Source organism: Kitasatospora sp. NPDC057223, from assembly GCF_042669755.1.
In the GTDB taxonomy this organism is placed as follows: Bacteria; Actinomycetota; Actinomycetes; order Streptomycetales; family Streptomycetaceae; genus Kitasatospora.
Window position 1 is genome coordinate 41,597 of sequence record NZ_JBHUWW010000035.1, and the last position, 21,653, is coordinate 63,249.

Annotated in this window: 17 protein-coding genes; 7 read left to right on the plus strand and 10 right to left on the minus strand. The window is 73.8% G+C overall.

Annotation, left to right across the window (positions count from 1 at the left end; genetic code table 11):
• Window positions 1–29: 29 nt before the first annotated feature.
• A complete protein-coding gene (locus tag ACFUK0_RS15425; protein WP_380250195.1) occupies window positions 30–2,960 on the plus strand; it encodes a glycoside hydrolase family 3 C-terminal domain-containing protein in 2,931 nt (976 codons plus the stop codon).
• A gap of 70 nt (window positions 2,961–3,030) precedes the next feature.
• Here the strand turns inward: ACFUK0_RS15425 and ACFUK0_RS15430 are convergent, their stop codons facing one another.
• On the minus strand, window positions 3,031–3,699 hold the full coding sequence (locus ACFUK0_RS15430) for an MOSC domain-containing protein (protein WP_380250197.1): 669 nt from the start codon (window positions 3,697–3,699) through the stop codon (window positions 3,031–3,033).
• Window positions 3,700–3,763: 64 nt separating this feature from the next.
• Window positions 3,764–6,076, minus strand: a complete 2,313-nt coding sequence (locus ACFUK0_RS15435) for a glycoside hydrolase N-terminal domain-containing protein (RefSeq protein ID WP_380250199.1) — start codon at window positions 6,074–6,076, stop codon at window positions 3,764–3,766.
• A gap of 204 nt (window positions 6,077–6,280) precedes the next feature.
• Between ACFUK0_RS15435 and ACFUK0_RS15440 the strand changes: the two genes are divergently transcribed.
• Window positions 6,281–9,073: a cellulose binding domain-containing protein gene (locus tag ACFUK0_RS15440; protein WP_380250201.1), complete on the plus strand. Its 2,793-nt coding sequence runs from the start codon at window positions 6,281–6,283 to the stop codon at window positions 9,071–9,073.
• Window positions 9,074–9,179: 106 nt separating this feature from the next.
• Here ACFUK0_RS15440 and ACFUK0_RS15445 read toward each other — a convergent pair whose 3' ends face one another.
• A complete protein-coding gene (locus tag ACFUK0_RS15445; RefSeq protein WP_380250203.1) occupies window positions 9,180–10,271 on the minus strand; it encodes an epoxide hydrolase family protein in 1,092 nt (363 codons plus the stop codon).
• Window positions 10,272–10,370: 99 nt separating this feature from the next.
• Here ACFUK0_RS15445 and ACFUK0_RS15450 point away from each other — a divergent pair, with 99 nt between their 5' ends.
• From ACFUK0_RS15450 to ACFUK0_RS15465, 4 genes are all read left to right on the plus strand, one after another.
• The gene (locus ACFUK0_RS15450; RefSeq protein WP_380250205.1) at window positions 10,371–10,847 is read left to right on the plus strand and encodes a MarR family winged helix-turn-helix transcriptional regulator; all 477 of its coding nucleotides are present in this window, start codon (window positions 10,371–10,373) and stop codon (window positions 10,845–10,847) included.
• 144 nt (window positions 10,848–10,991) lie between these two features.
• A complete protein-coding gene (locus ACFUK0_RS15455) occupies window positions 10,992–11,777 on the plus strand; it encodes a DeoR/GlpR family DNA-binding transcription regulator (RefSeq protein WP_380250207.1) in 786 nt (261 codons plus the stop codon).
• A gap of 56 nt (window positions 11,778–11,833) precedes the next feature.
• Window positions 11,834–12,187, plus strand: coding sequence for a DUF4406 domain-containing protein (locus ACFUK0_RS15460; protein WP_380250229.1), 354 nt, complete (start codon window positions 11,834–11,836; stop codon window positions 12,185–12,187).
• Window positions 12,184–12,852 (plus strand): NUDIX domain-containing protein, encoded by a 669-nt coding sequence (locus ACFUK0_RS15465; RefSeq protein WP_380250209.1) that lies wholly within the window; start codon window positions 12,184–12,186, stop codon window positions 12,850–12,852. The genes ACFUK0_RS15460 and ACFUK0_RS15465 overlap by 4 nt, the downstream gene beginning before the upstream one ends.
• Before the next feature lie 58 nt (window positions 12,853–12,910).
• Here ACFUK0_RS15465 and xylA read toward each other — a convergent pair whose 3' ends face one another.
• Window positions 12,911–14,089, minus strand: coding sequence for a xylose isomerase (gene xylA, locus ACFUK0_RS15470; RefSeq protein ID WP_380250211.1), 1,179 nt, complete (start codon window positions 14,087–14,089; stop codon window positions 12,911–12,913).
• A gap of 239 nt (window positions 14,090–14,328) precedes the next feature.
• Here xylA and xylB point away from each other — a divergent pair, with 239 nt between their 5' ends.
• Window positions 14,329–15,762 carry a xylulokinase gene (gene xylB, locus ACFUK0_RS15475; RefSeq protein WP_380250213.1) on the plus strand — a complete coding sequence of 478 codons (1,434 nt, stop codon included), beginning with the start codon at window positions 14,329–14,331 and terminating at the stop codon, window positions 15,760–15,762.
• 7 nt (window positions 15,763–15,769) lie between these two features.
• On the opposite strand, the gene ACFUK0_RS15480 is transcribed toward xylB, so the two are convergent.
• The 6 genes from ACFUK0_RS15480 to ACFUK0_RS15505 form a co-directional block, all read right to left on the minus strand.
• Window positions 15,770–16,738, minus strand: a complete 969-nt coding sequence (locus ACFUK0_RS15480; protein WP_380250215.1) for a YhjD/YihY/BrkB family envelope integrity protein — start codon at window positions 16,736–16,738, stop codon at window positions 15,770–15,772.
• Window positions 16,739–17,057: 319 nt separating this feature from the next.
• Window positions 17,058–17,957, minus strand: a complete 900-nt coding sequence (locus tag ACFUK0_RS15485; protein WP_380250217.1) for a metallophosphoesterase family protein — start codon at window positions 17,955–17,957, stop codon at window positions 17,058–17,060.
• Window positions 17,958–18,138: 181 nt separating this feature from the next.
• On the minus strand, window positions 18,139–19,926 hold the full coding sequence (locus ACFUK0_RS15490) for a WXG100 family type VII secretion target (RefSeq protein ID WP_380250219.1): 1,788 nt from the start codon (window positions 19,924–19,926) through the stop codon (window positions 18,139–18,141).
• Window positions 19,923–20,216, minus strand: a complete 294-nt coding sequence (locus ACFUK0_RS15495) for a hypothetical protein (protein WP_380250221.1) — start codon at window positions 20,214–20,216, stop codon at window positions 19,923–19,925. Before ACFUK0_RS15495 ends, ACFUK0_RS15490 begins: the two co-directional genes overlap by 4 nt.
• 164 nt (window positions 20,217–20,380) lie before the next feature.
• Window positions 20,381–21,157: a GNAT family N-acetyltransferase gene (locus tag ACFUK0_RS15500; RefSeq protein WP_380250223.1), complete on the minus strand. Its 777-nt coding sequence runs from the start codon at window positions 21,155–21,157 to the stop codon at window positions 20,381–20,383.
• A 124-nt stretch (window positions 21,158–21,281) separates the two neighbouring features.
• Window positions 21,282–21,482: an antitoxin gene (locus ACFUK0_RS15505; protein ID WP_380250225.1), complete on the minus strand. Its 201-nt coding sequence runs from the start codon at window positions 21,480–21,482 to the stop codon at window positions 21,282–21,284.
• Between the last annotated feature and the right edge of the window lie 171 nt (window positions 21,483–21,653).

The window sequence follows — 21,653 nt, forward strand, 5'->3', positions numbered from 1 at the left end:
CGCACGCCCATCCCCAAGGGGTTCCCCAGGTGACGACCACCGCTGTGTCCGCCGAGCTGCCCATCGAGCCGCTCCCCTTCCGCGACCCCACGCTCGCGCTGCGCGAACGCGTCGGGGACCTGCTCGCCCGGCTCACCCCGGCCGAGCGGATCGCCATGCTCCACCAGTACTCCCCCGCCGTGCCCCGCCTCGGCCTGGGCGCCTTCCGCACCGGCACCGAAGCGCTGCACGGGGTCGGCTGGCTGGGCGCCGCCACCGTCTTCCCGCAGGCCGTCGGCCTCGGTGCGAGCTGGGACGACGAGCTGGTGCACGAGGTCGCCACCGCCACCGCCACCGAACTGCGCGCCTTCCACCACCACCGCGCGCCGGCCGCCGGCGAGGGCCGGATCAGCCTCCAGGCCTGGGCGCCCGTGGTGAACCTGCTGCGCGACCCGCGCTGGGGCCGCAACGAGGAGGGCTACGCCGAGGACCCGCTGCTCACCGCCCGCCTCGCCGACACCTTCTGCCGCGGCCTGGCCGGCGACGACCCCGAGCACCTGCGCACCGCGCCGATCCTCAAGCACTTCCTCGCCTACAACAACGAGGACGACCGCTGCGTCACCTCCTCGGGCCTGCGCCCGCGCGTCCTGCACGAGTACGACCTGGCGGCGTTCCGCACCGCCATCGCCTCCGGCTCGGCGACCGGTGTGATGCCCGCGTACAACCTGGTCAACGGCCGCCCCTGCCACGTCAGCCCGCTGATCGAGGCCGAGCTGCGCCGCTGGGCGGGCCCGACCGGGCACGAGCTGTTCGTCTGCAGCGACGCCGAGGCTCCGTCCAACCTGGTCGACCCCGAGCAGTACTTCGACGACCACGCCGAATCCCACGCCGCCGCCCTGAAGGCCGGCGTCGACAGCTTCACCGACCACGCGGACGACCCCAGCACCACCGTCGCCAGGTTCACCGACGCGCTGGAGCGCGGCCTGGTCACCGAGGCCGACATCGACCGCGCCGTCGCCCGCCAGCTGTCGATCCGGTTCCGGCTCGGCGAGTTCGACCCCGGGCAGGACCCGTACGCCGCCACCGAGTGGAGCGTCGTCGACTCCCCCGCACACCGGGCGCTCGCGCTGCGCGCCGCCACCGAGTCCGTCGTCCTGCTCAGGAACGAGCGGCAGGTGCTGCCGCTCGCACCCGCCGAGGGCCGGCGCGTGGCCGTGCTCGGCCCGCTCGCCGACTCGCTCTTCGAGGACTGGTACAGCGGCACCATGCCGTACCGCGTCACCGTCGCCGCCGGGCTCGGCGCGGCGCTGGGCGCCCGCGGCGGAGAGGTGGTCTGCACCGAGGGCGTGGACCGCGTCACGCTGCGTGCCGCCTCGACCGGCGGGCTGCTCGCCGTCCCGGCCGCCGCCCCGACCGGGCCGGTCCTCGTCGCCGAAGCAGACGGGAAGCCCGGGGACGAGGCCTCGTTCGACCTGTTCGACTGGGGCAACGGCGTCCTGACGCTGCGCAGTGCCGCCTCCGGACGCTACGTCACCCTCAAGGACGACGGCCTCGGCCTCGCCGCCGACCAGACCCAGCCCAACGGCTGGGACGTGCACGAGACCTTCCGGCTGGAGCCGCAGGCCGACGGCACCGAACTGCTCCGCAACGTCTACAACGGCTCCTACGCCGTGGTCGACCCGGCCACCGGCCTGGTCACCGTCTCCGCCACCGAGCCGGGCCTCGCCGAGCGCTGGACCAGGACGGTCGTCCGTGACGGCGCCGCCGACGCGCTCGCCGCCGTGCGCGCCGCCGACACCGCCGTGGTCGTCCTCGGCAACGACCCGCACATCAACGGCCGGGAGACCCAGGACCGCACGGACCTGCGGCTCCCGCCCGCCCAGGAGGCGCTGCTGCGGGCCGTCGCCGCCGAGTGCCCGGACACGGTGCTGGTGCTGATGAGCAGCTACCCGTACGCCGTCGACTGGGCGGACGCCAACCTCCCGGCCGTACTGTGGACCTCGCACGGCGGCCAGGAGACCGGCCGCGCGCTGGCCGCCGTCCTGCTGGGCGACGCCGACCCCTCCGGCCGGCTGCCGCAGACCTGGTACCGCGGGAGCGACCCGTTGCCGGAGCGACTGGACTACGACGTCATCCAGGCCGGCTGGACGTACCAGTACCACCGGGCGGCGCCGCTCTACCCGTTCGGGCACGGCCTCTCGTACACGTCATTCGCCTACGCGGACCTGACCGTCCGGCTGGACGGCGAGGTCATCCACTGCGGTGTGACGGTCTCCAACTCCGGCCCGCGCGACGGGTCGGAGACCGTGCAGCTCTACACCCGGGCGCTCGACGCGCGGTACGAGGCGCCGCTGCTGAAGCTGGCCGACTACCGCAAGCTGCGGCTGGCAGCGGGCGAGAGCCGGCGGGTGGAGTTCACCGTGCCGCTGTCCGCACTGGCCCACTGGGACGTCGCCGAGGGCGCGTTCACCGTCGACCCCGGCGCGTACGAGATCCTGGTCGCCCGCTCCGCCAAGACGGTCGAACTGACCGCCGCTCTCACCGTCGCCGGCGCCGCACCCGGCCCCCGCCAGGTCATCGGCCGCGCCACCCGGGCCGTCGACTTCGACGACCACACCGGCGTCACCCTGGTGGACGCCACCCGCGACCAGGGCGACGCCGTCGCCCCGCTGGCCTCCGCGACGCTCAGCTCACTGCTGTTCCGGTCGGTCGAACTTCTTTCGGGTGACGGCCCGTTCACCTTCGGTGCCGAGGTGTCGCGGACGGAGCCGGGCGAGGCGGTGCTGGAGCTGCGGGCCCACGACCCCCGGACGGGACCGCTGCTGGCGAGCGCCACCGTACCGTCCACCGGCGGGCGCTACGAGTGGACGACGGTCACGGCCGGGCTGACCACCGCCCTCGACGGCGTCCACGACCTCCACCTGGTGCTGCTCGGCGAGCAGCGCGTCGCGGAGTTCACCGTGAGCCGGGCCGGCGCCTGACCCCTGTTCCGAGGGTGCGAAACGCCCCGGCCGGCAGCAACCGTGCTGCCAGCCGGGGCGTTTCGCCTGCTCAGCCCTCCGCCGAGGCGGGACCGCCGAGCCGCCGGCGGATCAGGGCCAGGTCCTCCGCGGGGAGCACGTCAGCGACCAGCAGCTCTGGCAACAGGCCCGGTTCCAGCGTCAGGGCGCGGAAGGCGAGGGCGATCGACACGTCGTGCGACGGGCGGTGGACGATCTCCACCGGGTCGCCCGCGCTGATCTCCCCGGGCTCGACCACGCGCAGGTACGCGCCCGGGACGGCGGCCCGGGTGAAGCGGGCGATCCAGCCCTCGCGCCCCAGCCGGCCCTGGAAGGTGATGCAGGGGATGCGCGGGCAGGACACCTCCAGGACGAGGTCGGCGCCGATCCGCCAGCGCTCCCCGATCAGGGCGCCGTTGACGTCGAGGCCGACGGTGGTGAGGTTCTCGCCGAAGACGCCGCCGGCGAGCGGGCGGCCCAACTCGGGCTCCCAGGCGTCGAGATCCTCCCGGGCGTAGGCATAGACGGCCTGGTCGGCCCCGCCGTGGTGCTTCACGTCGTAGGCCCTGTCCCCGGCCAGGCCGACGGCGCCGGTGCCCTTGGGGCCGGGCGCCGACACGGCCACCGGCCCGGCCACCGGCCGCTTGTCGATTCCGGTCGCGCGGAGCCCCTTCCACGGGTTGGGCCCGGGCACGCCGACGTTCACGGAGAGCACATGCATGCCCCGACGGTACGCCGCCCGGCCGGGCCGGGGCGACGCGATTTCCGGCCGCCCCGGCCACCGGTCAGACTCCGTCGAAGGCCACCTCGACCGCCGCCCCGGCAGCCAGCGTGACGCTCCGCCCGGCGCCCCGGCAGTGCACCGCGAGGGTCTGGTCGACGGCGGAGCACAGCAGTGCCCGCACGGTGCCCCGCGCGAGGTCCCAGGTCAGTTCCTCGACGGTGACGCGGCCCTGGCAGGTGACGCCGCGCAGGGTGCCGCGGGCCAACTCCGGTGGCAGGGCGGGCAGCAGGTCGAGGCGGCCGGGGCGGGCGTCCGCCAGCAGTTCCACGATCAGGCCGGGGAAGGTGATCGCGGCGTCCGCGTTGTAGATCTCCAGGGCGGGGTTGTGGGAGGTCATCAGGGAGCGGAACAGCATGTCGGCGCCGAGGATCTTCAGCAGGTTGGCGCGGGCGAGGTCCGCGTCCCGCAGGCGGGCGGCGGCGAGGGCGCGGTGCAGGCTGCCGTGGGCGGAGAGGTTCTCGTCGCCCCGGTCGGCGAGGGCGCGGTGGGCGGCCTCGGCGAGTTCGGGGGTGGCGTCGCGGGTGATCTCGTGCAGCGGCCAGACGGGGTACAGGTGGCTGACGTGCCGGTGGTCGAGGTTGCCGTCGAGGCCGGGCCAGGCCCATTCGGTCAGCCGGCCCTCCTGGTTGACCAGGTAGGGCGGGAACCGGAGCAGCAGGCCCTGCCAGCGGCGGACCGCCCCGGGCTCGATGCCGAGGTGCTCGCAGACCTCGATGGCGCTCTCCAGCGCGTGCCGGCCGGCCGACACGTCCATGACGGCGTTCACGGTGGCGGAGCCGGCCACGCCCTCGGGGGCGATCTCCGGGGAGTAGGAGGGCACGAAGACGACGTGGCCCCGGTCGTCCGTCCGGGTCAGGAAGTCCTCGAAGAACTCGGCGGCGCCGACCAGCCAGCCGGCGAGTTCACCGCGCAGGAACTCGTCGTCCCCGGTGGTGCGCCAGTACTCGTGCAGCGGGTGGAGCAGCCAGTCGGCCCCGGCCAGCCAGGCGGGCCACGGCCAGTCGTCGTCGAGGTGGAACAGGTGGCCGTGCTCGCCGTCGGTGCGGCCGGGAGCGAGCAGGCCGCGGATGCCGTAGAGGGCACGGGCGTTGGCCCGCCAGTCCTCGACCTGGCCGCGGATCAGGGCGGCGTGGGCGTGCACGGCCTCCGGAACGGCGGCGAGGTTGGCTCCGGCGAGTTGGAGGTTGAGGTTGGCGTCGGTGGTGAAGTCACCGCACCAGGCGGCTCCCCAGGCGGCGATCCAGAGCCCGGTCAGGCGCGGCGGCAGCACGCCGCTGGCGGAGAGCAGCAGGTAGCGGCCGTGGTGGAAGAGGAGTTCGAGGAGCGCGGGGTCGAGGGCGCCGGGGTTCTTCCGCTGGCGTTCGGCCAGTTCGGCGGAGGCGGCGGGGAGTTGTGCCCCGCCGGTGAGGTCGAGGGTGGCGCGCCGGTAGGCGGGGGTGTGCAGGGCGGTGTGGGCGGCCAGCAGGGTGTCGTAGTCGGCGGGGAGGCCGGCGAGCCGGCGGCGGGACTCGGCGGTGGCCCAGCCGGGGCGCTCGTGCCGGGTGAGGTCGGTGAGCAGCAGGACGCGCCCGGCGCCGCGCAGGATCAGCACGTCGCCGTCGGTGTCGATCCGGGCGCCGGGTGCGTGCACCAGGGTGACGGCCTCGAAGCCGTACGCGCCCTGGCCCTGCGGGTAGGTGGCGTGGGCGACGAGGAGGCCGCAGCCGGGCGCCGACTCGGTCGCCGTGCAGCGGTGCCGGACGTCCTCGGGGCAGTCGGGCAGGTCACCGGTGAGGCGCAGCCGCAGTTCCGCCGGCGGGCCGGTGAGTTCCTGGACGATGACGGCGTCGGCGCGCGAGACGAAGGAGCGGCGCTGCCAGGCGCCGGCGTCGTCGCTCCAGCGGACGGTGATCTCGCCGGTGGCGAACTCCGTGCCGCGCCGGTAGCCGTGGACGGGCCCGTGCTCGGGGGTGGCCAACTCCAGGGCGTGGCCGGGGTGGAAGGACTGGGTCCAGCGCAGTTCCTCGCCGCGGGCCCAGATCTTCTGGGCCTCGGGGGCGCGACCGGCCAGGATGAGGTCGCGGATCTCCTCCAGCCGGTCGGCGGTCTCGGCGGCCCGGAGGCCGCGGGTGCCGTTGGGCAGGACGTACCGGTGGTGGTTGAGGATGGTGCGCTCGCGGTGCGGGCCGCCCTCGACCATGATGCCGAACTCGCCGTTGCCGGAGAGGAACGCGTCCTCCCAGCGGCCGGCGGGGGCGGTGTCGTGGATCGCGTGGGTGTCGCGGACATCGTTGGTGTCCAGCGGATTCACGTCGTTGGTGTCCAGCGGGTTCAAGGGTGGCGCTCCTTCTGCGGGTCTCCCGGCGAGGCTCGCGGCATCCTAGTTTGTTGTCCGCCTGTTGGAATAGGTGTCGAAGCGTATCGAAGACTGTTCCGGCTCTTGACGGGTACCGCCCTCGGGTCAACCATGGGAGCGCTCCCACCTCCCCCGCCCCAGCCGGCCCCCACCGCCGGCCTGCCCCGAGGAGTTCCCCACCCCATGCTCACCTCCCGTTCCAGAGCCGCCCTCACCGCCGTGGCGGTCAGTTGCGGTCTGGCGCTGACCTCGCTGGCCGGCCTCGGCAGCTCGGCCGCCGCCACACCCGACGCGGCCACGGCCGCCACGTACAGCTGGAGCAACGCCAGGATCGACGGCGGCGGTTTCGTCCCCGGCATCGTCTTCAACCAGACCGAGAAGAACCTGGTCTACGCCCGCACCGACATCGGCGGCGCCTACCGGCAGGACCCGGCCACCAAGAAGTGGATCCCGCTGCTCGACTCGGTCGGCTGGGACGACTGGAACCTGACCGGCGTGGCCAGCCTCGCCACCGACCCCGTGCAGACCAACCGGGTGTACGTGGCGGCCGGCATGTACACCAACAGCTGGGACCCGAACAACGGCGCCATCCTGCGCTCCACCGACAAGGGCGCCACCTGGGCCCGCACCGCGCTGCCGTTCAAGATCGGCGGCAACATGCCGGGCCGCGGCATGGGCGAGCGCCTGGCCGTCGACCCGAACAACGACAAGGTGCTGTACTTCGGCGCGCCCAGCGGCAACGGCCTCTGGCGCAGCACCGACTACGGCGTCACCTGGGCCCAGGTCACCGCGTTCCCCAACGTGGGCCACTACGCGCCCGACCCGACCGACACCAACGGCTACCTGAGCGCCGAACAGGGCGTCCTGTGGGTCACCTTCGACAAGACCTCGGCGGCCGCGGGCGCGACCACCCAGACCATCTACGTGGGCGTCGCCGACAAGGACAACAGCATCTACAGGTCGGCCGACGGCGGCACCACCTGGACCCGGGTCGCCGGGCAGCCCACCGGCTTCCTGCCGCACAAGGGCGTGCTCGACCCGGTCAACGGCTACCTCTACATCGCCACCAGCGACACCGGCGGCCCGTACGACGGCGGCAAGGGCGACATCTGGCGCTACGCCACCGCGACGGGCACCTGGACCAGGATCAGCCCGCTGCCGTCCACCGACTCCGGCGCGTACTTCGGCTACAGCGGCCTGAGCATCGACCGCCAGCACCCCAACGTCCTGATGGCGACGGGCTACAGCTCCTGGTGGCCGGACACCCAGATGTACCGGAGCACCGACTTCGGGGCGACCTGGAAGCCGATCTGGGAGTACAGCTCCTACCCGACCCGGGTCGACCACTACACCATGGACGTCTCCAGCTCCCCCTGGCTGACCTGGGGCGCCAACCCGAGCCCGCCGGAGGAGACCCCGAAGCTCGGCTGGATGACCGAGGCCCTGGAGATCGACCCGTTCAACTCCGACCGGATGATGTACGGCACCGGCGCCACGCTCTACGGCACCGACAACCTCACCGCCTGGGACGCCGGCACCAAGATCACCATCAAGCCGGTCGTGCAGGGCCTGGAGGAGACCGCGGTCAACGACCTGATCAGCCCGCCCACCGGCGCCAACCTGCTCAGCGCGCTCGGCGACATCGGCGGGTTCCGGCACACCTCGCTGACCACCGTCCCGGCGATGATGTTCACCTCCCCCAACTTCACCACCACCACCAGCCTGGACTACGCCGAGTCGAACGCGAACATCGTGGTCCGCAGCGGCAACCTGGACAGCGGCAGCACCAGCAAGCGGATCGCCTTCTCCAACGACAACGGCGCCAACTGGTACCAGGCGAACAGCGAGCCCGCCGGCACCACCGGCGGCGGCACCGTCGCGCTCTCCGCCGACGGCAGCCGGGTGCTCTGGGCACCGGACGGCGGCGCGGTCTCCTCGTCCGCCTTCGGCGGCAACTCCTGGACGGCGGCCACCGGTGTCCCGGCGGGCGCCCGGGTCAGCTCCGACCGGATCAACCCGAAGAAGTTCTACGCCTTCGCGGCCGGGAAGTTCTACACCTCCACCGACGGCGGCCTCAGCTTCACCGCCAGCGCCGCGACCGGCCTGCCGGCCACCGGCAACGCCCGCTTCAAGGCCCTGACCACCACCGAGGGCGACGTCTGGCTCGCCGGTGGCGCCACCACCGCCGGTACCACGTACGGCCTGTGGCACTCCACCGACTCCGGTGCGACCTTCAGCAAGCTCGCGGCGGCCGACCAGGCCGACAACATCGGCTTCGGCAAGCCCGCCCCCGGCCGGACGTACCCGGCGCTCTACACCAGCGCCAGGATCGGCGGGGTGCGCGGCATCTTCCGCTCGGACGACGCCGGCGCCAGCTGGGTCAGGATCAACAACGACGCCCAGCAGTGGGGTTGGACCGGCTCCACGATCACCGGCGACCCCCGGGTCTACGGCCGGGTGTACGTCGGCACCAACGGCCGCGGCATCATCGTCGGCGACACCACCGCCACCCCGCCGAGCCCGACCGCCACCGCCTCCCCGACGGCGACCACCTCGCCGACCGCGACCACGTCGCCGACGGCCTCGCCCACCGCGACCACGTCGCCGACGGCCACCACCAGCCCCACCGCGACCACCAGCCCGACGGCGTCCGGTGGTTGTGAGATCACCTACGCGGTCTCCAGCCAGTGGGGCGGCGGCTTCGGCGCCAACGTGACGGTGAAGAACACCGGCACCACGGCGATCAGCAGCTGGACCGTCAAGTGGGCCTACGCCAACGGCCAGCAGGTCACCTCGCTGTGGAACGGCGCGTACACCCAGTCCGGCGCCAACGTCACGGTGAACAACCTGGGGTACAACGGCACGCTGGCGGCCAACGGCGGCAGCACGTCCTTCGGCTTCAACGGCAGCTGGACGGGCAGCAACACCAATCCGACGGCGGCCACCCTGAACGGCACGGCCTGCACCGTGAAGTAGTGCCTGCCGAACGCCCCTGACCGCACACGTCATGACCGTGGCGCGCGACCCGCACCCCTGCGGCTCGCGCGCCACCGTCATGACGGCCCTTCGCGGCGGCCCGGCTTCAGTGCTCCTCGCCGATGCGGGCGAGGAAGAACTCCCGGACGTCCTCGGCGAGCAGGTCCGGCACCTCCATCGCGGCGAAGTGGCCACCGCGCTCGAACTCCGACCAGTGCCTGATGTCGTACAGCCGCTCGGCCAGCGGTCGCACCGACTGTGTGATGTCGTGTGCGAACACCGCCACGCCGACCGGCACGGGGCACGGCTCGACCCCTCGCGGGGTCTCGCGGCTCAGTCGCGCGGAGGAGGCCGCGGTGGCGGTCAGCCAGTACAGCGAGATGTCGGTGAGCATCCGCTCGTCACTGATCGGCGAGCGGGGGTCCGTCCACTGTGCGAAGCGCTCCGCGATCCAGGCCAGTTGGCCGACCGGCGAGTCGGTCAGCGCGTAGCCGATGGTCTGCGGGGTGGCGGCCTGCAGGGCCTGGTACGGCGGACGGTTCGCCATCAGCTGCCTGACCTTGTCCAGTCGGGCCTCATCCGTCTCGGACAGTTCGATCCCCGCGTCCGGGACCGGCCGGGTCGGCAGGTAGTTGATGTGCACCCCGACGACCTGCTCGGGTGCGACCGCACCGAGTGCCGTCGAGATGCCCGAGCCGAAGTCGCCGCCCTGCGCACCGTAGCGCTCGTACCCGAGACGGCGCATCAGCTCGGCCCAGGCCCGTGCGACCCGGACGATGTCCCAGCCGCGCTCGTGGGTCGGCCCGGAGAAGCCGAATCCCGGAATGGACGGAATCACCAGGTGGAAGTCGCGTGACAGCGGCTCGACGACGTCGAGGAACTCCAGGAACGAACCGGGCCAGCCGTGCGTGAGGACCAGCGCGAGCGCGTCCGGCTTCGAGGACCGGACGTGGACGAAGTGGATGTTCTGGCCGTCGATCTCGGTGGTGAAGTGCGGAAGCTCGTTGAGCTCGGCCTCGTGCTCGCGCCAGTCGTAGCCGGTGCGCCAGTACTCGGCCAGCTCCTTGAGCCGCGCCAGCGGGAAGCCGTAGTCCCACCCGGCGTCGGCGACCTCGTTGGGCCAACGGGTACGGGAGAGCCGGTCGGTCAGGTCGTCGATGTCGGCCTGGGGGATGTCGATGCGGAACGGCTTGATCACGGTCTTCGCTCCAGAGGGATTCATTAGCAGCCCGAACGTTAGTGACACTAACGAAGCTAGACTGTTAGTGTCACTAACACAAGAGGCGGAGGATCCCCCATGAGCCCGACCCCCGAACCCACCCCGGACCGGCTGCGCACCATCCCCAGCCGACTGCTCGCCGGGGTCTCGGTCGTCGCCGACCGGCTCGTCAGCGAACCCCTGGCCGCCGAAGGCGCTCGCAGGTCGCACTTCGCCGTGCTGGTCGCACTTGCGGAGGCCGGCGCCGCCAGCCAGGCCGACCTCAGTCGCCGAACCGGCATATTCCGCAGCGACATGGTCGCCGTCGTCAACGAGCTCGCCGACGCCGGACACATCCGCCGCGAACCCGACCCCGCCGACCGCCGTCGCAACGTCATCACCCTCACTCCCGCCGGCCGCCGTCGCCTGGAGCACCTCGACACGCTCGTCGCCGACGCCCAGCGCGAGCTCCTCGCCCCCCTGGCCCCCGCCGAGCAGGACGAACTCACCCGCCTGCTCACCGCCCTGATCGTGCACCACCAGCCCCCGCACCCCCGGCCGCAGGACGCGCAGTAGCCCGTCCGCCCGCGCCTCGCCCCCAGCGCGCACGGCTCCCCGGGGCGGTTCCTGCCACCGTCCGGCGTGATCCTTCCCGGCCGCCACGACCCCACGGTTCACATCAGAATGTTCATTCGCACATAGCTGTGTTAGAAATGAGCCATGGGTGTCGCCAATCGTCTGGACCTGACCCTGCGACTGGTGCAGGGCTCCGACCGGGTTTCCGTGTCGGAGCTCTCCCAGCGCCTCGGGGTCTCCGAAATGACCGTCCGCCGGGACCTGGACGCGTTGGAACAGCAGGGGCTGGTCCAGCGGGTGCACGGCGGCGCGGTCGCCACCCGCGCCCGGGAGGAGGAGGCGGGCTTCCTCGCGCGGGAGCCCTGGCAGGCCGCCACCAAGGACCGGCTCGGCGCGGCCGTGGCCGCGATGATCGAACCGGGCTCCCGGGTACTGCTGGACGCCGGCACCACGACCGTGCACGTCGCGCACCACCTGGCCGCGCGGGCCCCATTGACCGTGGCGGTGCTCAGCCTGCAGGCCGCCGTCGCCCTCGCCGACCGGCCCGGGATCGACCTGCTGGTCGCGGGGGGCCGGTCGCGGCCCGGGGAGCGGTCCCTGGTCGGCCCGCTCGCGCTGCGGACGCTGGAGTCGCTGGCCTTCGACTGCTTCGTGCTGTCGATCGGCGGCGTGCACGCCGAGTACGGGTGGTCGGAGTTCTCGCTGGACGACGCGGCGGTCAAGCAGGCCGCCCTCGCCCAGGCCGGCCGGACGATCGCCGTCGCGGACGCGACCAAGCTCGGGGTGCGCGCGTTCAGCCAGGTCGCCCGGCTCGGCGCCGTGGACGACTTCGTCACCGACACCGCGGCCCGGGACGCCGCCACCCACCCCGGCGGGCCGCGGACCCTGGCCGCCCTCACCGAGGCGGGAGTCAGGACCGTACTGGCCTGACCGAAAGCCCGGCCCCACCAGAAGGAGACACCGTGACCGACGTTCCCCGCCCGCTGATGATCCTGGTCGCCGGCCCGTACCGCTCGGGCACCGGCGACGACCCCGCCGCGCTCGCGGCCAACGTCCGGGCGATGAACGCGAGCGCGCTGGCGCTCTTCCGGGCCGGCCACCTGCCGGTCACCGGGGAGGCCCTTGCCCTCCCACTGCTGGAGACGGCGGGAAGCACCGTCCCGGGCGACCCGCTCTTCGAGGAGATCTTCCACCCGGTCGCCGAGCGCCTGCTCGCCCGCTGCGACGCGGTGCTGCGGATCGGCGGCCCCTCCGCGGGCGCGGACCGGATGGTCGCGCAGGCCCGTGCGCAGGGCGCGGCCGTCTACACCGGCCTCGACGACGTGCCGGCCGCCCGGTGACCGCCGGCGTCGACACCCCCGACCGGCGGGGGCGCACCGGGCTGGACCGGCACGGCCGCGACCTGACCGGCAATCCCCGGGTGCGCGTCGAGGAGGTGGAGGTGCTCTCCTGCGACTGGTACGTGCTGAGGAAGACCACCTTCGGCTACCGGCACAGTGACGGTCACTGGAGCCGCGAGCAGCGCGAGACCTACGACCGGGGCGACGGCGCCACCGTGCTGCTGTACGACGCCGCGCGCCGCACCGTCCTGCTGACCCGTCAGTTCCGCCTCCCCGCGTACGTGAACGGGCACCCCGACGGGATGCTCGTCGAGACGGCCGCGGGGCTGCTGGACGGGGACTCCCCCGAGGAGGCCGTCCGCCGGGAGGCGGCCGAGGAGACCGGGCACACGGTGGGCCGGCCGGAGCGCGTCTTCGAGGTCTACATGAGCCCGGGGTCGGTCACCGAGCGGCTGCACTTCTTCGCCGCTCCCTACGGGCCTGCGACCTCCACCGGCGCCGGCGGCGGGATCGCCGACGAGGGCGAGGACATCAGCACCGTGGAAGTGCCCTTCGACGAGGCGCTCGCCATGATCCGCAGCGGGGCCGTCGCCGATGCCAAGACCATCATGCTGCTGCAGTGGGCCGCCCTCGACGGGCCGTTCGGCCGCCGGCCGCCCTCCTGACGACGGTCCGGCCCGGGTGCGGCACTCCGCACCCGGGCCGGACCTCGCGCCGTTTCGGTCAGCGGGCGCCGAGCAGGTGCTCCATGGCGAGCTGGTCGAGCTGCTCGAAGGCCATGCCGCGGGCGGCGGCGGCCTCGACGTCGAACTCCTCGAACGCGCTGCGGTCGGCCAGCAGGGCGGCCGGGCTCTCGCCCTCACCGAGGGTCGGCAGGGCCAGCTCGTCGAGCCGCGAGGCCTTGAGGGCGCGCTGCACCTCGGGGTCGGCGCGGAACGCGGCGGCGCGCTGCTTGAGCATCAGGTAGTTGCTCATGCAGCCGGCGGCGGAGGCCCAGACGCCGTCGAAGTCCTCGGTGCGCGGGGGCTTGAAGTCGAAGTGCTTCGGGCCGCTGTAGCCGGCCGACTCCAGCAGGTCGACCAGCCAGAAGGCCTGCCGCAGGTCGCCGGCGCCGAAGCGCAGGTCCTGGTCGTACTTGATGCCGGACTGGCCGTTGAGGTCGATGTGGAAGAGCTTGTCGGACCACAGGGCCTGCGCGATGCCGTGGGTGAAGTTGAGCCCGGCCATCTGCTCGTGGCCGACCTCGGGGTTCACGCCGACCAGCTCGGGGTGCTCCAGCCGCTCGATGAACGCCAGCGCGTGGCCGATGGTGGGCAGCAGGATGTCGCCGCGCGGCTCGTTGGGCTTGGGCTCGATCGCGAAGCGGAGCTGGTAACCCTGGTCCAGGACGTACGCGCCGAGCAGGTCGAAGGCCTCCTTCATCCGGTCCAGCGCGGTACGGACGTCCTTGGCGGCGCCGGACTCGGAACCCTCCCGGCCGCCCCACGCGACGTAGACCTCGGCGCCGAGCTCGACGGCGAGGTCGATGTTGCGGATGGTCTTGCGCAGGGCGTAGCGGCGCACGTCGCGGTCGTTGGCGGTGAAGGCGCCGTCCTTGAAGACGGGGTGGGTGAAGAGGTTGGTGGTGGCCATCGGCACCTTGAGGCCGCCCGCGTCCAGGGCCTGCCGGAAGCGCTTGACGTGTCCCTCGCGCTCGGCGTCGGTGGAGCCGAAGGGGATCAGGTCGTCGTCGTGGAAGGTCACGCCGTACGCGCCGAGCTGGGCCAGTCGCTCGACCGAGGTCACCGGGTCGAGGGCCGGGCGGGTGGCGTCGCCGAACGGGTCGCGGCCCTGCCAGCCGACCGTCCAGAGGCCGAAGGTGAACTTGTCGTCGGGGGTGGGGGTGAGGCTGTCCTGGGTCACCGAGGGCTCCTGGCGGGTCTGGGCTTGCTGGCGGGTCTGGGCTTGGCTGCAGGTCTGGGCCTGCTGGCAGGTCCGGACGGGCTTGCGGCTGCGGGCCGCGACCGGTCGGGGGTGATTCGCTCCGGCGCTATTTGCAATCGCAGAAAACAAACTAGTATGCGGAAGCGGTTTCGCAAAGCCCCCCGCGCCGCACACCTGCCGCAGCCCACCCGGCCGGCCCATGGAAGGACCCAGCAGACATGGCAGCAACAGCACGCGTGGTCATCGGCGTGGACAGCTCCACCCAGGCCACCAAGGCCCTCGCCGTCGACCTCGACACCGGCGCCGTCCTCGGCGAGGGCCGCGCCCCGCACACCGTCAGCGGCACCGGCGGCGCGCGCGAGAGCGACCCCGAGCAGTGGTGGCAGGCCCTGAACGCCGCGCTCGCCGGCACCGGGTACGCCGACCGGGCCGAAGCCGTCTCGATCGGCGGACAGCAGCACGGCCTCGTCACCCTCGGCGCGGACGGCCGCCCGGTGCGGCCGGCGATGCTCTGGAACGACGTCCGCTCCGCTCCCCAGGCGCAGCAGCTGGCCGCCCGCCTCGGCGCCGGCGAGTGGGCCCGCCGGGTCGGCAGCGTCCCGACCGCCGCGTTCACCGTCGCCAAGTGGGCCTGGCTGACCGCCAACGAACCCGCCGCCGCACGGGCCACCGCCGCCGTCCGGCTCCCCCACGACTACCTCACCGGCCGGCTCACCGGCGCCGCCACCACCGACCGGGGCGACGCCTCGGGCACCGGCTGGTGGGGCGCCGACGGCTACGACTCCGAGATCCTCGCCGCCTGCGGGCTGGACGAGGCGATGCTGCCTGCCGTCCTCGCCCAGGGGCAGCCGGCCGGCCCGGCCCTGCCCGGCGGGCCGCTGCGCCCCGGCACCCCCGTCGCGGCCGGCACCGGCGACAACATGGCGGCGGCCGTCGGGCTCGGGCTCACCGCCGGCCGCCCGGTGCTCAGCCTCGGCACCTCCGGCACCGTCTACGCCGTCACCCGCGGCCGGCCCGCCGACCCCACCGGCACCGTAGCCGGCTTCGCCGACGCCCTGGACGGCTGGCTGCCGCTCGCCTGCACGCTCAACTGCACGCAGGCCGTCGACCGGATCGCCGCCCTGCTCGGCCGGGACCGGGGCGCGGTCGAGCCCGGCGGCAGCGTCGTCGTCCTGCCGTTCCTGGACGGCGAGCGCACCCCGAACCTCCCCGACTCGGCCGGCCTGCTGTACGGCCTGCGGCACGACACCACGCCGGGCCAGATCCTGCAGGCCGCCTACGACGGCGCCGCCTACGCACTGCTGGCCGCCCTCGACGACGTCCTGCGGGCCGGCGGCCAGGCGGCCGACCCGGACGTCCCGCTGCTGCTGATCGGCGGCGGCGCGCAGGGCGCGGCGTGGCGCGACACCGTACGGCGGCTCTCCGGGCGGGCCGTCCAGGTGCCCGCCGCCAGGGAACTGGTCGCGTTCGGCGCGGCCGCCCAGGCCGCGGCGCTGCTCACCGGCGAGCGCCCCGACGAGGTGGCCCGCCGCTGGCGCACCGCCGACGGCCCGCTGCACGAGCCGCTGGAGCGCGACGAGGCCGCGCTCGCCCGGCTCGCCGGCACCCTGGACCGCGCGCAGCCCCTGCTGCGCGCGGAGAAGCCCAGCTGATCGCAGGTCAGATACCACTGAACGGCCCGGGCTGGGCCGCCTCGCCGGGTGCGACGGGGGCCGAGTCCGGGGCGGGGGTGCCGAGGTGGTGCGAGAGCGGCGGCTCCTGCGCGATCACCGCCCCGACGGTGATGCACCCCGTGATGACGGCGCAGAGCACGATCAGCCAGGACAGCAGGGTGAACACCGGGCCCAGCCCGCCGTACTCCGCCAGGCTGCGGTTGAGCGCCGCCGGGATGTACAGCCGGGCCGTGACCGACAGGGCGACCATGGCGACGGCGCACAGCACCGCCCCCGGCAGCAGCGGCAGCCACGGCAGGCGGCGGGCCAGCAACAGGTGCTGGGTCCACCACCAGACCAGCAGGCTGGAGAGGAACGCGAGCGGCAGGCCGAGGACCAGGCCGACGCCGAAGCCGTTCCGCAGCGGTCCCTGCAGCACGAGGATGACCAGCCAGGAGGCCACCCAGGCCAGCCAGCGCCAGGCGGCGATCCGGGCCCCGGCCTTGCGCAGCTGCCAGGCCCGCTCGCAGACCCGCTGCATGGCCCGGCTGAAGGCGGTCGCCGACAGCAGGGCCATCAGCGCACCGACCACGCCCACCGTCTCGCGCAGGTCGCCGCTCTGGGACTGGTAGAGCTGGCGGAGCTGGTCCTCCGAACCGCCGTACAGCCCGAACGCCGAGCGCAGCGAGCTGATCACCTGGTCGCCCAGGGTCTTCGGGGCGATCGAGCCCATCACGAACAGCAGCGGCACGGCGGTGAGGAAGCACTGCGCGGCGAGCCGGGTCGCCGACTCCAGGACGTTGACCTCCAGCAGCCGGCCGGCGATCCGGGTCAGCACCGGCAGGCGCTCCTCGGCGGTGCTGCGCAGCCGCCGGAGGTTGGCCGCGAGGTCGGCCGCCGTCGCCCGCACTCCCCCGCCCTGGCCGGCCTTCTCGGTGTCCTGCGTGCCGGTCGCCACCCGAGTTCGTCGCGCCATGCGGTGAGCACACTCCTCGTGTCGGCCTGTGCGGCGCCCGGTCGGTCCCGGGGGTTTCCCCGTGACCTCCGCACTCCACCGAAAGGGACATAAGGGATCATATGCACAGAGGGCGACGCCGGCCGGTACGGACCGGGGACAGCGCGGCGGACGAACGGGGGCGGGCCGGGAGGCGCGGCGGGGGCCGCCCCCGGACCCCCCCCCCCCCCCCCCCGCACGCCCGCGGGGGGGGGACCCCCCGCCCCACCACCCCCCCCCCACCGGGCCCGCCCGGGAGGCGCGCCGCGGCCGGCCCGGATCCCGGCCGGCCGCGCCCCGGTCAGGCCGGCTTGGGCTCGACCGCCGGCAGCACCTCGCGCAGCAGCGGGCGCCGGACGGAGCGCGCCTTCCACTCGCGCGGGTAGCCGAGCGACACCTCCTCGAAGCGGACGCCGTCGTGCCAGGTCGTCCGCGGGATGTGCAGGTGGCCGTAGACCATCACGGCGACCGGGAACCGGGTGTGCCAGTCCGCGGTCGCCTCGGTGCCGCACCACTGGGCGAACTCCGGGTAGCGCAGGATCTCCAGCGGCCCGCGGACCAGCGGGTAGTGGTTGACCAGCACGAGCGGCGCCCCGGGCGGGCAGGCCGCCAGCCGCTGCTCGGTCGAGGCGACCCGGGCCCGGCTCCAGGCGTCCCGGGTCGGGTACGGGTCGGGGTGGAGCAGGAACTCGTCGTTGCAGACGATCCCGGTGCTGTGCGCGTACGCCAGGCCCTCCTCCTTCGTCCGGGTGCCCGGCGGCCGGAAGGTGTAGTCGTACAGCAGGAACAGCGGAGCCACCCGGACCGGACCGCCCTGCCCGGTGAAGACCTCGTACGGGTCCTCGGGGGTCAGCACGCCGAGGCGCCGGCAGATCTCCACCAGGTGCTCGTAGCGGGCCACCCCGCGCAGCCCGACCGAATCGCTCTCGTGCGTCCACAGCTCGTGGTTGCCGGGGACCCACACCACCTTGGCGAACCGCTCGGCGAGCAGCCCGAGGACCCACTCGATGTCGGCGGTGCGCTCCCCGATGTCACCGGCCACCAGCAGCCAGTCGTCCGGCGTGGTGGGGTGGATCTCCTCGACGATCGCGCGGTTCTCCCCGTACGACACGTGCAGGTCGCTGACCGCCAGCAGGCGGCCGCCGGAAGGGGGGCCGTACGTCGGACCAGGGCCGGGAACGGGCGTCGTCGTCACCGTCAACTCCTCAACAGGGCGGTCTTCGTGCCCCGTCGCAGGGCGCAGCTGAGCCTTTCACACACCGCGCCGCCGGAACGGCGACGTTACCCAGCCGTCGCACACCGGCCACCCGCACCGGCAGGCGGCCGGGGGCGCCGTGACGGCACGGCGCCCCCCGGTCGCGCCCCCGGCCGGGCGGCCGGCCTCAGCCGAAGGCCTGCTGGATCCGGGTGAGGTCGACGCGGTACGGCTCGGGTTCGGTCTCCATGCCCAGGCCGTGGGCCACCGCCTCCTTGACGGCGTCCACGTTGGTGTCGCTGGTGAGGCCCTCCTTCGCCGCCCCCCAGGCACCCTGGCCGGCGCCCCTGGCCAGGCCGCCCGCGCTGAGGTCGTCGGCCCGCTGCACGTCCTCGACCCCGAGCGCCCGCCCGAACGCGTCCTCGGCCTTGCCCGTGACGTAGCCGTCGGCCTTGCCGACCGCCGTCCGCAGGGCGGCGTCCTTGAGGGCGTCGAAGTTCCTGCTCTCGAAGGCCTCCCGGCCGGCCTTGAGGAGGCCTTCGCCGCCCTCCTCGAACTCGCGGATCCCCTGCACCGCGACCTTGACCTCCTTGAAGGCGTTGACGGCGGTCTTCGCGGTCTCCAGGCTGCGGACGGCCTTGACGGCGGAGCCCAGCTTCCTGAGCTCCATCAGCAGCTTCTCCAGCTTGGTGGCCAGCTCCGTGGACACCCTGGCGACGCGGGCGACGTAGATCGCGATCTCGCCCTCGGTGATCAGCGCGTCCGCGATCAGGCCGATGCCCGCCGTGAAGACGGCGATCACGGCCTCGGCCGCGAGCGAGGCGATCAGCACCTCGATCGCCTCGCTGATGATCTCGACGACCATGCCCTCGGCCAGCGCGCACTCCTGCGCGCACCTGCCGATGATCTCGGCGGTCCGGGCCATCCCCTCGGCGGTGGAGTCGAGTGCCTCGACCACCTCGCCCATGTGCTGCCCGAAGGCGTCCGAGGCGTCGCCCTCCCACTGCCCCGGCAGCGACCGGGCGCCGGAGCGCAGGGCCTCCGCCACGTTCTGCACGGCCTTCGCCTGGACCTGCCACGCGTCCGCCGCCGCGTTCAGCTCGGCGAGGTTCCCGGTGACCTTCTCCAGCATCTTCATCAGGCCGGACTTCTCCAGCGCCCAGACGACGGCCTCGTCGAGCATGCCGCCGAGGCCGTCCCGGTCGGCGTGCTGTGCCTGCGGGAGCGGGGTCATCGGCGCCGGGGGCTGCGCCCCCGTCCAGCCGTAGGCGGAGCCCGACGGCAGCAGGCCGGCGACACCGGGCCGACCGCCCACCGGGTACGGGCCCATGGCGCCCATGGCGCCGCCGCGCTGCGCCGGGATCACGGCGCCGGCCTCGCCGCCCGCCGGGTACGGACCCGTCGCCGCGCCGGCCACGCCGGCACCGATCCCGCCGGCCACCGGACCCAGGGCGCCGCCGGCTCCCGCGCCGACGCCACCGCCCGCCTGCTCGCCCGCGCCACCGCCCGCACCGCTCCCGGGGCCGCCCTCGGAGCCGCCCTCGGGGCTGCCCTCGGAGCCGCCGAAGACCTTTCCGGCGATCCACTCGCCGGCCCGGTCGGCCGCCGCGCCCGAGACGCTCTCGCCCGTCTGCCGGGCGAACCCGGCGAACCAGCTCTCGCGCGGATCGGGGGCGGCGGCGCCGTCACCACCGTCGCCGTCACCACTGTCGCCGTTGCCGTCGGCCGACGGGTCGCCGGCCGGGCGGGGCGGGTGCGGCGTGCCGTTCCCGGCGGGCGGGCTGGCGCCGTCCTGGTCCGGCCGGCCACGCTGCGCGTCGGGCTCGGCGGGCGCCGGCGGCCGGTGCGAGCCCTGCGGCGGGATGGTGGACTGCGGCGGCGCCGGGTGCTGCTGCTGCGGTGCGGGCGCGGGCCCCGGCTGCTGCCCGGTGTGCCCGCCGCCCGAGGGGCCCGGCCTTCTGGTGTGCGTGCTCACCGGCCACCGCCGAGACCGGAGCTGATCACCTTGTCCTGCTCGGCGTAGTTCTGCGCCGTGGCGCGGAGCCCGCCGACCGTGCCGGCCAGCGCCTCGCCGAGCAGCTGGATGTTCTGCCGGCTCGCGGAGGCGTGCTCCTGGTAGGTGTGCGCCAGGTTCTGCGCGTTCGGCAGATGGCCGAAGGCGTCGGACGAGATGGTGATCCCCGAGACTGCCGACTGGATCCGCTGGAGTTGCTCCAGCTGCTCCGAGACGGTTGACGCGTACCTACTGATCGCTTCGGGCTCCACCCGAAAACCAGTATCCCCCATGGCAAATACCCTTCACATCAGCACCGTTGAGCGGCTCATCCTACTGACCCGTTGTCATGTGAAAGCACCGGGCCGCCCACGCCCCGAACGGCCGGTCGCCCACGCACCGTCAGCAGGCCGCGGGGGCCCGGCCGGCTGACCCGCTACGGCCGGTACACGTAGGGCGTGGTGGTGCCGAGCCGGGCGAAACCGAGGCGCTGCAGAATCGGACTGCTCTGGTCGGACGCGTCCACCTGCAGGTAGCGGTAGCCGCGTTCGGCCGCGATCCGGGCCCGGTACGCGATCAGCGCCCGGTAGATGCCGCGGCCGCGCCAGGACGCCAGGGTGCCCCCGCCCCAGAGTCCGGCGAACGCGGTGCCGGGGATCATCTCCAGCCGGGCCGCGCTGACCGGCTCGTCGCCCGCCATCGCGAGCACGATCTCCACGGTGTCGGGCTGCCCGGCCAGTTGGTCGAGCATCTGCTGCCTGAACCGGGCCGCCTCCGACCCGAACACCCGCTCGTGGACGGCCGCCACCAGATCGACCCCGGCCTGATCGGTCACCGGCACCAGCCGGACGCCGGGCGGCAGTTCGACGTCGGTGGGCAGCTCGTCGACCCGGGCGACCAGCAGGGCCTCCTCGGGCTCCGGTACGAAGCCGGCCGCCCGCAGGCGGCCCGCCAGGTCGCCCGGCCGGTCGTGGGAGTAGAGCTTCCACTCGAACTCGCGGCCGATCGAGGTGAAGTACCGCACCTGCTCGGCGATCTCCGCGTCCACGTCCGCCTGGTCCAGCCCGGACCACAGGACGCCGTTCCAGCCGTGCGCGGGGGCGACGTGGCGCACCACCGCGCCCACCCGCTCGACCCGGGCCCCGGGGCCGTCCGGCCGGGCCTCCCGGCGCATCTGGCGGTCGAAATCGGTCAGTACCTCGTCATGATCCATCCGCCCACTCCACCAGCGCGGAGCCGGACCGGCAAACAGGTTTCCGCCCCGGCGGCGCGGCGGCGCGGCCCGGGCGGCGCAGCCGTGCGGCGCGCCCGGGCCGCGGATCGTCCGCCCGCCGTGGTCAGGGCTGGGGCGGGTGCTCCTCACCGGGCGCGGGCTGGTTGCCGAACTGCTCGTTGACCTTCTGCTGGGCCGTGTCGACATGACCGGAGTACTTGCCGCCGGTCTTGTCGTCGATCATGTCGCCACCCTTGTCCACTCCCTTGTGAACGGTGTCCTCGTGGCCCTTCATCATGTTCTTGAGCTTGTCGAGCATGGACATGAGCTGAACCTCCGCTGATCGGTGAACAACTACGTCCATGGTCGGCACCTGCCGGGAAAACGGCATCCCGGCAGGACATCGCCGCAGGTCACAGGGGCTTCGCCGGACCCGCCCCCCACCGCCGCGGCCGTCTCCGCCCCGCGGCGGGGGCGGCCGGCCGCGGGGGCCGCC

What these genes read in the sequence shown, in the direction of transcription:
- ACFUK0_RS15450 (WP_380250205.1), top strand. Translation starts at nt 10,371, where the DNA reads ATGAGCCCGACCCCCGAACCCACCCCGGACCGGCTGCGCACCATCCCC.
- ACFUK0_RS15460 (WP_380250229.1), top strand. Translation starts at nt 11,834, where the DNA reads ATGATCCTGGTCGCCGGCCCGTACCGCTCGGGCACCGGCGACGACCCC.
- ACFUK0_RS15500 (WP_380250223.1), bottom strand. Translation starts at nt 21,157, where the DNA reads ATGGATCATGACGAGGTACTGACCGATTTCGACCGCCAGATGCGCCGG.
- ACFUK0_RS15430 (WP_380250197.1), bottom strand. Translation starts at nt 3,699, where the DNA reads ATGCATGTGCTCTCCGTGAACGTCGGCGTGCCCGGGCCCAACCCGTGG.
- ACFUK0_RS15455 (WP_380250207.1), top strand. Translation starts at nt 10,992, where the DNA reads ATGGGTGTCGCCAATCGTCTGGACCTGACCCTGCGACTGGTGCAGGGC.
- ACFUK0_RS15480 (WP_380250215.1), bottom strand. Translation starts at nt 16,738, where the DNA reads ATGGCGCGACGAACTCGGGTGGCGACCGGCACGCAGGACACCGAGAAG.
- ACFUK0_RS15440 (WP_380250201.1), top strand. Translation starts at nt 6,281, where the DNA reads ATGCTCACCTCCCGTTCCAGAGCCGCCCTCACCGCCGTGGCGGTCAGT.
- xylB (WP_380250213.1), top strand. Translation starts at nt 14,329, where the DNA reads ATGGCAGCAACAGCACGCGTGGTCATCGGCGTGGACAGCTCCACCCAG.
- ACFUK0_RS15505 (WP_380250225.1), bottom strand. Translation starts at nt 21,482, where the DNA reads ATGTCCATGCTCGACAAGCTCAAGAACATGATGAAGGGCCACGAGGAC.